The organism is Pedobacter sp. UC225_61, assembly GCF_044452285.1.
Classification (GTDB): Bacteria; Bacteroidota; Bacteroidia; order Sphingobacteriales; family Sphingobacteriaceae; genus Pedobacter.
In genome coordinates this window covers 610,654-622,857 of record NZ_JBIOAL010000001.1, presented here as the reverse complement: position 1 = coordinate 622,857, position 12,204 = coordinate 610,654, and the positions used below count along the sequence as shown (strand labels likewise).

Sequence of the window (12,204 nt, the reverse complement as noted above, 5' to 3'; positions counted from 1 at the left end):
TCGCAATGACGTGTTTTTAAACAACTTTGCCAATTAGCGTGGCAGATGTACAACGTTCTACATAAACATTTGCATAATCACCTGGTTTTACAGAATCTGTAACTGGGAAAACCACCATCGCATTTTCGTCATTACGACCTCTATATTCTTTATCCGACTTTTTAGAAAATCCTTCGATTAAAACTTTAACCGTTTTGCCTACAAAATCTTCTAAACACGCTAACGAATCTTCTTGTTGTTTTTTAAATATTTCTGCCAAACGACGAGCCTTCACCTCTTCAGGTACATCATCTTCGTATTTACGAGCAGCTAAAGTTCCAGGTCGTTCAGAGTAAGAGAACGTATAGGCGAAATTGTATCTCGCATAATCCATAATACTCAATGTATCTTGGTGTTCTTCTTCTGTTTCGGTGCAGAAACCTGCGATAATATCCGCAGAGATGGCGCAGCCTGGAATGATACGACGAATAGCATCAATTCTATTCATGTACCACTCGCGAGTATACGTACGATTCATTAACGCTAAAATTCTCGAATTACCAGACTGAACCGGCAAGTGAATGTAATTGCAAATGTTATCGTATTTAGCAATGGTATATAAAACCTCATCGGTAATATCTTTGGGATGAGATGTAGAAAAACGCACTCTCAACTCTGGACTAATTTCTGCAACTAAAGCTAATAATTGGGCAAAGTTCATTGAACCCTCTTCATTTAGCTCGTTTTCATTTCTACGCGTTGCAGGTAAATCAGTTTTATTCGTTAAAGCTTCTAACAATGCATCACCAGTTAAGGTATTCATTTCATCCGTCAAATCATCAATGGCAACTTTTTCAGCTTTAGGTTTATTCCAATGATATGAATCTACATTTTGCCCTAATAACGTAACTTCACGATAGCCATTTTCAAATAAATCTTTACATTCTTGAATAATAGAAAAAGGATCTCTACTCCGCTCACGACCACGAGTAAACGGTACCACGCAAAACGAACACATGTTATCGCAACCACGCATAATGGTTACAAAAGCAGTAATCCCGTTACTGTTTAATCGAACTGGACTTACATCAGCATACGTTTCTTCACGAGATAAAATTACATTTACCGCTTTGTGCCCTTCTTCTACCTGACTAATTAAGCCTGGCAAATCACGGTATGCATCTGGACCAACAACTACATCAACTAATTTTTCTTCTTCTAAAAATTTAGCCTTTAAACGTTCGGCCATACACCCTAAAACGCCTACAATTAACTTCGGATTTCTTCTTTTTTCTACACCAAATTGCGATAAACGATTACGCACACGTTGCTCTGCGTTTTCACGAATAGAACAAGTGTTTATAAAAATTACATCGGCTTGGTGGTAATCTCCAGTTGTTTCAAAACCGGTATCAGATAAGATAGAGGCTACAATTTCGCTATCTGCAAAATTCATTTGGCAACCATAACTTTCAATGTACAGTTTTCTTCCATCGCCTTTTTTTGGAGTTTCTATTACTAAAGCCTCTCCTTGGCGTTCTTCATCGTGTTTCTTATCCGTAAGCTGTAAATCAATCATCAAATATTCAAATTTTATGGGTTTCAAAAATACTAAATTTAATTTGTAAATGACAAATTGTCAGCATCAAAAATAACTCTCCTTACAAATTTCAAACAAAACAACTAGGTTGTAGGTTATTCCATAAATCATTTTATGCCAGCTAAAAAACGCAATACAAAAAAAATACTCGGATGGGTTGGGGGCATTTTGCTAACACTCATTCTTTTAATTGGAGGTGTAGCTATTTATTTGAGCGCCAAGTGGAAACCTTTGCTAACTGAAAAGATTAAGGAAGGTGTGTACACTAGCTCAAATCATTTATATCAAGTAAATTTTAAAGACATTCATTTAAATTTAATTACTGGAAATGTAGTGTTAGATAGTATTTCTCTAACACCAGATACGAATGTATTTAATCAGCTAAAAGCGATAAGAAAAGCACCTACGCATTTATTTAGAATAAAGCTGGCTCATTTAAAACTGAGTAGAATTGGAATATTAACGGCTTATTTTGATAAAAAGATAAAAATAAATGCTATCCAATTGGATCATCCATCCATTGATATGATTTACCATAAAGTACCTAAAAAAATAGATACAACTGAGGTTCAACAAACACTTTACCAACAGATTTCAAAATCAATTAAGTCGATTAGGATAGGAGGCATTAATGTGGTAGATGCTGACTTTGATTATTATAGTGGATTGAAAAAATTAAATGGTGTACAGCATTTAACGTTAAATGCAAAAGACATTTTAGTCGATTCGCTTTCTCAATACGATACTACACGTGTTTTTCACGCCAAAAATATTGGTTTTGAATTAAGCGGATACAAGAGCACCACAAAGGATAAAATGTATAACGTTACGGTAGATACAATTCGTGGTTCATTTAGTAAAAAAACACTTCAGGTAAGAGGTGTAAAACTTAAGCCCTTATATCCTGATTTAACATTTAGTCGTAAATATAATGCGCAAAAAGACCGCTACGATATAAAATTAAGCGAGATTAATTTAACGGGTGTAGATTTTATTTCCTTAAATAACGATGGAAATTTACATGCAAAACGACTGATAATCGGGCCCGGTAAAGTTGCAGTATTTTTAAATAGAGAATTGCCGCCAGCAAATTTTGATAAAGGAAGAAACTACCCTCATAATGCTTTAAAAAGATTGTCTATAGAAACTTTAATTGATACGTTAAGTATACACAAAGTTGATATTGATTATACGGAGTATAATGTTAAAACCAAAGAAAGAGGAACTTTACACTTAACCAATTTAGGGGGTAAAATTTTAAATATTACAAATGATTCCTTAAGGCTAGTTAAAAAAAATCACGCTTACGCCGATTTAACTACCTATGTTATGGGCACAGGAAAGTTGAATGTGAAAATCGATTTTAATTTAACAGACAAAGCCGCATCATTTAATTATGTTGGTCATGTAAGCCCATTTAATTTAAAAGTATTAAATCCACTTTCTAAATCGTTAGGATTGGTTACCATTGAAAATGGCAATGTAAAAAGTCTAGATTTTAGCATTTCTGCCAATGAACGAGGAAGTTCGGGAACGGTTAAATTTGCCTATACTGATCTAAAAATTAATTTGCTGAAAGAGGATGAAAATGGAGTAAAGGAAAAGAAAGGATTATTGTCATTTTTAGCAAATACCATTCTAATTAAAAATGATAATCCTACTAAAGGAGAAGCCCTTAGAACTAGCCAAATTACTTTTACTCGAGCTCCTCAAGCTTCGTTTTTCAATTTAATGTGGAAGAGTATTTTTATAGGGATAAGAGAAACTGTAGGAATTGGAGTGGTACCTATAAAACCTATGGAAAAACCAATCTCTAGTAAAAAAGCAGAACGGATTAAAAAACGTGCAGAGCGAAAAGCAGAACGGGAAAAGAATTAATCAAGTTTTGTCATCCGATAGCTATCAGATCAGCAAGAAAGGAAGAAGCACAAACTGCATTTTCTTTAAAGTATAATTTACATAAACTTTTCTTGTTTATTTAGGTAAATATAACAGGAAAATAACAAGAACTATACATGGTCAATAAGGCTGTTTGCACCTTGTTTGCACCCTGTTACCACCTTGTTAATACCTTGTAATAGGGCATGTGGTATTAACGCTTAAATGCATCTGTTTTGATAAGATCTGGTTATTAACTATTACGATAATTTTAGTGCATTTGTGATGGTACTATTTCTCAGCATTTCTTAAATGGCTATATTTTACTATATTGGAACACACAAAAATGAATTCCAATATGGCTGAAAAAGTACCACGAAAATTTAAAGTTTTAAAATGGATAATAGGAATAGTGCTTTTCATTTCTTTAATTTTAGTTGGTGCATCTTGGTATATTAGTGTAAAATTTAAACCCTTAATTAGAAAAGAAATAACAGAACTGGTACAGAAATCGACACATGGGTTGTACCGCATAGAATTTTCGCAAATACACACTAATTTTATTACAGGTTCTGCTACAATTAGTGATGTAAATATTACACCGGATACAAACGTTTTTAAAGTGCTAGTTGCAGCGAAAAAGGCACCAAATAACCTGTACTATATTCGTCTTAAAAAACTTTCTATTAAACGATTTCATCCTTATGATATTTATTTTAATAAAAAGGTAGACATCAGCTTGCTTTTGTTCGATAATCCCGATATCACGATGGTAAATAAACATTTTGATTTTAATGATAATCGACCACCTAGACCACGTAAATCCCCTTATGATTACATTAAAAACTTATTTAAATCGTTAAGAGTTCAGCTCGTAGATTTTAGAAATGTGCGCTTTAAATATGTAAATAATAATGATCTTTTACCAGATGTAGATTCGGTTTCAAATCTTAATGTAACCTTAAAAGATTGGCTAATTGATTCATTATCCGCACAAGATACCACAAGGCTCTATTTGCTAAAAGATGTAGATCTAAACTTGAGTAATTATAGCTATGCTACACCCGATAGCATGTACCACATTACTATTAACCAATTAGATTTTAACGCATCTAGCGGAAAAGTAAACATCAAACAATTCGGATTAATACCTCGATATAGCGAAGCTAATTTTGCAAAAGTTGCTGGTTATGCTAGAGATCGTTTTACAATTCAACTTAAAAATATCGACTTAGATGGCATTGATTTGCCTGCTTATCTACAAAAAAGGGAACTGATTGCTAGTCAGATGAGCATAGCTGATGGAGAAGTTGCGGTTTTTAATAATAACACTTTTCCAAAGTTGGAAAAAATTAAGACAGGGAGATTTCCGCACCAACTTTTGCAGCAATTAAAAGCGCAATTGACCATTAAAAAAATAAAATTGAGCAATATCAATGTGAGTTATACGGAATTTGATAAAAAAAGTCAGCAACGAGGTCGTATAAGCTTTGAAAATACAACTGGCGCAATAACGAATGCCACCAATGCAGTAAAAGTAAAAACTGCAAATCCGATTATGCAAGCTGATTTAGTGAGTTATGTAATGGGGCAGGGCAAATTGGCTATCAATTTTAAATTTGATTTAAACTCATCAACTGGTGAATTTGCGTATAAAGGTGCAATTACCAATTTGGATGGCAGGAAATTAAATCAGATTACAAAACCTTTAGGCATGGTTCAAGTGAATAAAGGAATGATTAAAAGTTTGGCTTTTGATATTAAGGCAAATCAAGATGTTGCCAAAGGAAAAGTAGACTTTGCTTTTAATGATCTTTCGGTGGCTTTGTTAAAAAAGGAAGAAGGGAAAGCCAGGTTAGTTCGGAAAGGATTACTCTCCATTTTGGCAAATGCGTTGGTTATTTATTCCGATAACCCAAGCAAAGACGGTAAATTCACTTCAGCCCCAATTCATTATAGCAGACAGCCTACTGGATCTTTTTTCAATTTTATATGGAAAACACTTTACCAGGGTGTTAAATATAGCGTGGGCGTAACCCCTCAAAAAGAAGCTGAAATTAAAGCACAAGTTGCCAAATTTGAAAAAATGAAAGATGATAGAGATGAGCGGAGAAGACGTAGACAATTGCGTATAGAGAAAAAGGAAAGAGAACAACGTTAAATAAAAAATCCCTTACATGTTTTAGATGTAAGGGATTTTTTATTTATAGATCCTTCGACGAGCTCAGGATGACAAAATTACACAATCCAGTTCCAGCCAAATCTATCTTCAGCTAAACCGTTTCTAATGTCATTTAATTCTTTTGCAAGACTGGTAGAAACAGTGCGAGTACTTGCATCACTTAATTTATAAAGCTCACCTTCGTAGCCAATTTCGCCAATTTGAGTAACTGTAGCTGCGGTACCAACAGCAAATGCCTCGGTTAATTTTCCGTTTTTAGCACCTTCAATAATTTCAGCAATCGTTACTTTTCTTTCTTCAACTGTAATGCCTTTATCTTTTGCTAAAGTGATAATCGTATCACGCGTTACGCCGTTTAAAATGGTTTCACTTACTGCAGCAGTAATTAATTTGCCATCTAAAACAAACATTACGTTAGCAGCACCAGATTCTTCCACCAAAGTGTGCGTAGCAGAATCTGTCCAAATTAATTGGTCGAACCCTTCTTTTTTGTGCTTCTGCAAATGGATATAACGAGCGAGCATAATTTCCAGCAGTTTTGGCGTAACCAACACCACCTTCGTTTGCACGTGTATATTTTGTTTCAATTTTAACCTTTAACGCTTTGGTATAATATGGACCAGTTGGTGTAGCCAATAAAACGAATTTATAAGTATCACTTGCTCTTACGCCTAAAGAAGAATCAGTAGCAAACATTACCGGTCTTAAGTACAATGAGTAATTTTCTTGAGTTGGCACCCAACCTTTATCAATGTTAATTAAAGCAGAAATAGCTTGCATAAAAATTTCTTCCGGAATTGTAGGCATTGCAATACGATCTGCAGAAATATTAAAACGTTCAAAGTTTTTGTTTGCTCTAAACACGCTAATATCACCGTTCGGCAAACGATACGCTTTCATTCCTTCAAAAATTGCTTGTCCGTAATGTAAAGCCGAAATTGCAGGGCTCATCGGAATTGGTCCGTAAGGTAAAATCTGCAAATTCTTCCATTCGCCATCTTCGAAATCAGCCATAAACATATGATCTGTAAAAATTTTTCCGAATGGGATGTCTTTAAATTCTGTACTAGCTAATCTCGGATTGCTAGTTTCGGTAACCTTAATTTGTAAAGTATCTATCACTGCCTTAAGTATTAAATTAAGCTGCAAAATTAAGAAAAAATGGCTCTAAACCCAAATTAATCTTATTTTCGAAGTGTTTGCAATACACTAAGCACCCATCCTTTTCCCCATTCTTCTAGTTGTTCAGACGTCCATAAAAAAGGATAAAAAATGCGCTTTTGAAAACGCGGAGGCAAATATTTTTGCCAGTTTGTTCCGCCAGTTGCAGCAATATCTGTTGGGTCTTTTTCTAAATAACGCACAGCGGATTTATAATGAGATAACGGCCATTCGACGTTCACATACAAATCTAATTTTCTCAATTCTTCTCCTAACTCACTTACATCTTCTCCTTTTTCTTTTAGTTGATGGTATAAAGCTGAGAAATTGCTATACTGACGCTCTTTTGCTAAGGCTAAAAACTGATCTGCATATTTTTTAATAAACTGCTTTAAGGTTAAGGTTTGTTTGCCACTTGATAATTCTGTTGCGCCAAATTTCCAGTAGATGTATTCGAATTTTTGCTCAATATCCGCATTTCTTAAAGCTTCACGCTGACTTTTATCTACCAATTGGGTAAAATCTGTAGCGCTAATTTCAATCATTCTGTATTGCCCCGACTGAAAACCACTAGCGGGTAGCAATGACATACGGAATTTTAAGAATTGTTCTTTTTCCATGCCATTTACCATTACCTCAAAAGAAGTGGTTAAGGCATTAAAATAAGCATTAATGCGTTTTAAACGTTGTGTAAAGAATGTGGCTGTTAATTCTTGATGAGTAGATATTTGTTTGCATTCATGTAGACAAAGTTTAAAGTATAACTCTGTAATCTGATGATACATGATAAAAATCTCTTCATCAGGGAAAGGTGTTTTTGGGCTTTGTAAACTTAGCAGCGTATCTAAGTGAATATAATCCCAATAGGTTAAAAAATCTGCATACAATAAACCATCCAGGTAAGAGGCCATATCTTGTCCCATCGCTTCGTACTTTTCTTGAAGCTTGTTTATTTTGTCTTTTATTTCTGGTGTAAAATCCATGAATTTTATAATTAGTGTGAATAAAATATAGGGTCGCAATCTTGCAACGATAAATTATTTACTAATTAACTCGGCCTTGCAATAATTAGGCTAATGAAAGAAGTCCATTTCCAAGTTTTAAAACCCATGGTTAAGTGTGTTACTTTGTCAATCTTTTACAGATTGACAAAGTTCTAATTAAAAATCGTCAATTATGAAATTATCATTTAATAAATATTTTCCGCTATGATGAAAGTTTAAATATTGTTGCTCACTTCCAAACCATTTAATTACTTCAGCTTTCATTAATCTACTAGGTTTAATGCTTATTATTCCTTTATATGAGCTCCATTTCCAATTTCTAAAATCACTAATGAGATTATGTTTTTGAGGATTGAAGTGAATATAATAAATTAAATGTGTGAAGTAGTCATCATCATTCACTAGTGCTCTTTTAAAAGGAGTTTGAAAAAGTGTTCCAAATCTATTCTGTTGCTTATTAAAGGCTAGGGCATAGCTCTGAAAAAATACTCGAAACTGTTTACTTATAATTATGTGAGTGTCAATGGCATCTTCAATTTGATTTGCTAATCTGTAATTGCTCATATTTTCATTAACACGAATTAAAATATGGAAATGATTATCTAATAAACAGTAAGCATAAACATCGGCAACTCCTGAAAGATAAATTCGCAGTTTTTGTAGAAAAAATGCATTATTTCCATCATTAGCAAACATCGGCTTTTTATCTACTGTACGATTGTAAATATGATAAAATTTCCCTTCTTCAAACTTGGTGTAATAATGTTCTTCTTTGGCCATGTTTGCTTTTAAACTTTGTCAATCTGTAGAAGATTGACAAAGTAAGTATCTAATACAACACTCTAAATTTAATGGTATGATCTATCTTCTTTAAGGATTTGAATAATTGCTTATCGTATTCGGCATTGATATCTGTTATGGCATAACCCAAAGTTGGATTTGTCATTAAAAATTGTCCAACAATGTTGATGTTATGCTTCGCAAAAATAGTATTAATCTGCGCCATAATTCCTGGAACATTTTTGTGAATGTGAATTAAACGGTGCGATTTATCAATTGCTGGTAATTGCAAATTCGGGAAATTAGAGCTCATGTAAGTCGTTCCCTTATTCATAAAATCTATTACACGTTTAGGAATAAAAGAAGCGCTTCTTGGATTACTTTTTGGATCATCAAAAACTACAATGCCCATATTGGTGCAGGTTTGAAAAGAGAATTTGTTCTTGGCACTCCCTAAATAACCGATCGTTTTTAGCTTTACAGCACGCTCCAGTTTTTCGTTCTCTATTTTTTCGCCATCAGCTAATAAAATCATGCCCACATCGGCAACATACTTTTCTTCAAAGGAAGACTTATGTCGAATAGAAAAACCGTCTTTTTTAAGTAGTGCAATGCTTTCAGCAGAAACATTGCCAATTACCAAACACAGAATTCTGTTTTTAGGATAAGAAATCGCCCTTGGCAAATTATTTACATACAAAAACTCATCAAAACTTGGCGTAACATGGTCGGCTTTTGAAACAATACTTTCTCGAGCAATATTTTCTGTAAAGGCGAAAAACTTTTTAATTAATCCACTTTCACGAAGTTGAAAATCTGAATAGCCATCGCCAATGCCATATAAATCGCCTTTTAAATCCATTTGACGCATTAGTTTTACTTTTCCACCTTCTTCACTTAATGGATTTGCGTGATCGTAATCGATAATCTTTCCATCACCTGTGGTTACAAAAGTGTTGGCATAAATATTTTCTTTTTTAATGTGATACTGACTTACAACAGGCGTTATAAACTCTTTAAATCCGCCAGAAACAATTAAAACTTCATCTGCGTGTTTTTTAAAAAACGCAGCATTACGAGAAAACGAAGCAGAAACTTTCTTTTTTAAACGGGTAATCAATTGTTTTAAATGATCTTCGTTAGCTTCTAATAATTGCACACGTTTTGCTAAACTTTCCGAAAAAGAAAGTTTTCCTTCCATAGCTAAATTGGTATACTCTTCAATTTTCTTAAAAATTGCTTCCTTATCTGGATGTTTATTTAACGAAATACGGGCCAGCTCATCTAATGCTTCTACTTGGGTAAAAGTGCTGTCAAAATCAATAATGTAAAAATTCTGCTGTTTCATCTAAAATTATTTCAAAGCTTGGCAAACTTCCAGAATGCTCTCTTTTAAAGGTTTAAAATTTATATCAATTGCGTTTTTAACTTTGGCATTGCTATAATAACTTAAATTGAAGCTACTTCTAGCGGCATCTCGTGTTAAAGCAGGTGCTTTTTGAGTAAATAATGAAGCTAGTTTTGCTGCTCTCCACGCAATACCTAACATCCAAGGTTTTGCTTCAATTTGTGGAGGTTTAATTCCAAATCCTGTGGCAATTTCGGCAAAAAAATCTTTGTAATTTAAATTATCTGCGGATAGGGTATATCGTTCTGCGGAAACTTCACTATTCATTAAAAGTATCATTGCTTTTGCCACATCTTCCACATCAACAATTCCTGTTGCCCCATCGGTATAAAATTTTAAACCGTCTTTTACGAGTTTGAAAATTGCTCCACTGCCTTCAAATCCAGCATTTTTTCCAATAATTACGGCGGGATTTACAATTACAGCATCTAATCCTTCGGCTATGCCCCGCCATACTTCCATTTCGCCTTCATACTTAGAGATAGCATAAGCATGCACTTTAGAATCGTACTCCCAAAAATCTTTCTCAGTAATTTGCTCGTCTTTTTTTGCGTTTCCTAATGCGGCAATAGAACTTACATGCACTAATCGAGCTTGATGCTCAGCACAAAGATTTACAATATTTGAAGTTCCTTCAATGTTTATCTTCAGTAATTTAGCTTTGTCTTTAGGATCGAACGAAATAAAAGCAGCGCAATGATAAACTTGAGTAACGTTTTCAAAAGCATCGGCTAAACTTTCTGGCTCGTTAATATCGGCAACAAACCACTCCACCAATTTATTTTCTTTCAGTAAATCTGGAATAATAGAAGTAGTTCTTTTTAGAGCCCTAACCTTTAAACTTTGAGCCGTTAACTGTGTAATTAATTCTGCTCCTAAAAACCCTGTAGCGCCAGTTACCAGTATCATATCATTTTTTTTAGATAGCTCATTAATATATGCGCTCAAAAATAGATATTTGATGCCAAACATTTATACCGCTTTTATGTCTTTATCAGATTTTTTTTTCGCCTATTAACCCCGATAAGTTTAGCCCTAAAAAGGGATTTTTAACCAGTCAGTTGGGATTAAAGGCTGATTTTTATACCGATCGCTTTCCTGATTTGGAAGAAAACACCTATGATATTGCCATTATTGGAGTAAAAGATGATAGAGGAGCAGTAAATAATAACGGTTGTTCTTTAGGCGCAGATCATTTTAGAGCTCAATTTTATGCCTTAAATGAAGGTGCTTTTACCAGTAAAATAATTGATTTAGGAAATATTATTGCTGGTAAAGAAATATCTGACACGTATTTCGCAGTAAAAACAGTGGTAGCAGAGCTGATAAAATTGAATATTTTGCCGGTGTTAATTGGTGGGGGTCAGGATATTACCTATGCGCAATATATGGCATATGAAAGCTTAGAACAAAAGGTGGATTTGGTAGTCGTAGACTCTAAGTTTGATTTAGATGAAGATGATAATGAAGGAATTGTAACAGATTCTAACTCATATTTGAGCAAAATATTTTTACATCAACCTAATTATTTATTCAACTTTAGCAATGTGGGTTATCAAACCTATTTTGTGAATCAAGATAGCTTAAAAGTAATGGATAAGTTGTATTTTGATGTGCACCGATTAGGAGAATTTTTGTCAGATATTTCATTAACAGAGCCAATTATCCGTAATGCGAATATGATGAGTTTTGATATTGGTGCGGTTCGTTCTGCAGATGCTGGAGCAAATATAAATGCTGGACCGAATGGTTTTTATGGTGAAGATATTTGCAGAATTACTCGTTATGCTGGAATGAATGATAAACTCACCTCAATTGGTTTTTATGAGTTTAATCCGGCCTATGATCGTAACGGACAAACGGCAATGCTTCTTGCTCAGATGGTGTGGTATTTTGTAGATGGATTTTACAATCGAAAAAAAGATTTCCCATTAACGCCAAAATCTCAATACATCATTTACCGAACAAGTTTAAAAGATGGTTCTGGAGAAATGAATTTCGTTAAAAGCAAGCGTTCAGATCGCTGGTGGATGCAAGTGCCTTATCCGACTGGAATTTCTAAAAACGAAAGATATCACCTTGTGCCATGCCGTTATGAGGATTATAATACAGCGGTTAATGGAGAAATGCCTGATTTATGGTGGAGAACTTACCAAAAGTTAGGATAATTTTACAAGAGAATTTCGCTAAAAGAATTTACGTTTACTATTTT

The 12,204-nt window shown here is 34.0% G+C and carries 10 protein-coding genes; 3 read left to right on the top strand and 7 right to left on the bottom strand.

The features are described 5' to 3' along the window. Positions 1-16: 16 nt before the first annotated feature. Positions 17-1,558, bottom strand: coding sequence for a MiaB/RimO family radical SAM methylthiotransferase (locus ACHMWN_RS03005; protein ID WP_397303527.1), 1,542 nt, complete (start codon positions 1,556-1,558; stop codon positions 17-19). Between the two features lie 135 nt (positions 1,559-1,693). On the opposite strand from ACHMWN_RS03005, the gene ACHMWN_RS03000 reads away from it, so the two are divergent. Both ACHMWN_RS03000 and ACHMWN_RS02995 read left to right on the top strand, forming a co-directional pair. Then, complete coding sequence (locus ACHMWN_RS03000; protein WP_397297628.1) at positions 1,694-3,457, top strand: hypothetical protein; 1,764 nt, start codon at positions 1,694-1,696, stop codon at positions 3,455-3,457. A gap of 358 nt (positions 3,458-3,815) precedes the next feature. Further along, positions 3,816-5,618 carry a hypothetical protein gene (locus ACHMWN_RS02995; RefSeq protein ID WP_397297627.1) on the top strand — a complete coding sequence of 601 codons (1,803 nt, stop codon included), beginning with the start codon at positions 3,816-3,818 and terminating at the stop codon, positions 5,616-5,618. Positions 5,619-5,695: 77 nt separating this feature from the next. Here the strand turns inward: ACHMWN_RS02995 and ACHMWN_RS02990 are convergent, their stop codons facing one another. The 6 genes from ACHMWN_RS02990 to ACHMWN_RS02965 form a co-directional block, all read right to left on the bottom strand. Further along, positions 5,696-6,163 carry an aminotransferase class IV gene (locus tag ACHMWN_RS02990; protein WP_397297626.1) on the bottom strand — a complete coding sequence of 156 codons (468 nt, stop codon included), beginning with the start codon at positions 6,161-6,163 and terminating at the stop codon, positions 5,696-5,698. Then, positions 6,054-6,761: an aminotransferase class IV gene (locus ACHMWN_RS02985; protein WP_397297624.1), complete on the bottom strand. Its 708-nt coding sequence runs from the start codon at positions 6,759-6,761 to the stop codon at positions 6,054-6,056. Before ACHMWN_RS02985 ends, ACHMWN_RS02990 begins: the two co-directional genes overlap by 110 nt. A gap of 62 nt (positions 6,762-6,823) precedes the next feature. Beyond that, positions 6,824-7,783, bottom strand: coding sequence for a tryptophan 2,3-dioxygenase family protein (locus ACHMWN_RS02980; RefSeq protein ID WP_397297622.1), 960 nt, complete (start codon positions 7,781-7,783; stop codon positions 6,824-6,826). A gap of 177 nt (positions 7,784-7,960) precedes the next feature. Next, positions 7,961-8,584 (bottom strand): transposase, encoded by a 624-nt coding sequence (locus ACHMWN_RS02975; protein ID WP_397297620.1) that lies wholly within the window; start codon positions 8,582-8,584, stop codon positions 7,961-7,963. Positions 8,585-8,633: 49 nt separating this feature from the next. Beyond that, complete coding sequence (locus tag ACHMWN_RS02970; RefSeq protein ID WP_397297619.1) at positions 8,634-9,932, bottom strand: HAD-IB family phosphatase; 1,299 nt, start codon at positions 9,930-9,932, stop codon at positions 8,634-8,636. Positions 9,933-9,938: 6 nt separating this feature from the next. Then, a complete protein-coding gene (locus ACHMWN_RS02965; protein ID WP_397297617.1) occupies positions 9,939-10,901 on the bottom strand; it encodes an NAD-dependent epimerase/dehydratase family protein in 963 nt (320 codons plus the stop codon). Positions 10,902-11,053: 152 nt separating this feature from the next. Here ACHMWN_RS02965 and ACHMWN_RS02960 point away from each other — a divergent pair, with 152 nt between their 5' ends. Continuing rightward, the gene (locus ACHMWN_RS02960) at positions 11,054-12,160 is read left to right on the top strand and encodes a formimidoylglutamase (RefSeq protein ID WP_397297615.1); all 1,107 of its coding nucleotides are present in this window, start codon (positions 11,054-11,056) and stop codon (positions 12,158-12,160) included. Positions 12,161-12,204 lie beyond the last annotated feature (44 nt).

Excerpts from the sequence above, each read along its gene's own strand:
- ACHMWN_RS03005 (WP_397303527.1), bottom strand. The coding sequence starts at position 1,558 with ATGATTGATTTACAGCTTACGGATAAGAAACACGATGAAGAACGCCAA.
- ACHMWN_RS03000 (WP_397297628.1), top strand. The coding sequence starts at position 1,694 with ATGCCAGCTAAAAAACGCAATACAAAAAAAATACTCGGATGGGTTGGG.
- ACHMWN_RS02995 (WP_397297627.1), top strand. The coding sequence starts at position 3,816 with ATGGCTGAAAAAGTACCACGAAAATTTAAAGTTTTAAAATGGATAATA.
- ACHMWN_RS02990 (WP_397297626.1), bottom strand. The coding sequence starts at position 6,163 with ATGCTCGCTCGTTATATCCATTTGCAGAAGCACAAAAAAGAAGGGTTC.
- ACHMWN_RS02980 (WP_397297622.1), bottom strand. The coding sequence starts at position 7,783 with ATGGATTTTACACCAGAAATAAAAGACAAAATAAACAAGCTTCAAGAA.
- ACHMWN_RS02975 (WP_397297620.1), bottom strand. The coding sequence starts at position 8,584 with ATGGCCAAAGAAGAACATTATTACACCAAGTTTGAAGAAGGGAAATTT.
- ACHMWN_RS02970 (WP_397297619.1), bottom strand. The coding sequence starts at position 9,932 with ATGAAACAGCAGAATTTTTACATTATTGATTTTGACAGCACTTTTACC.
- ACHMWN_RS02965 (WP_397297617.1), bottom strand. The coding sequence starts at position 10,901 with ATGATACTGGTAACTGGCGCTACAGGGTTTTTAGGAGCAGAATTAATT.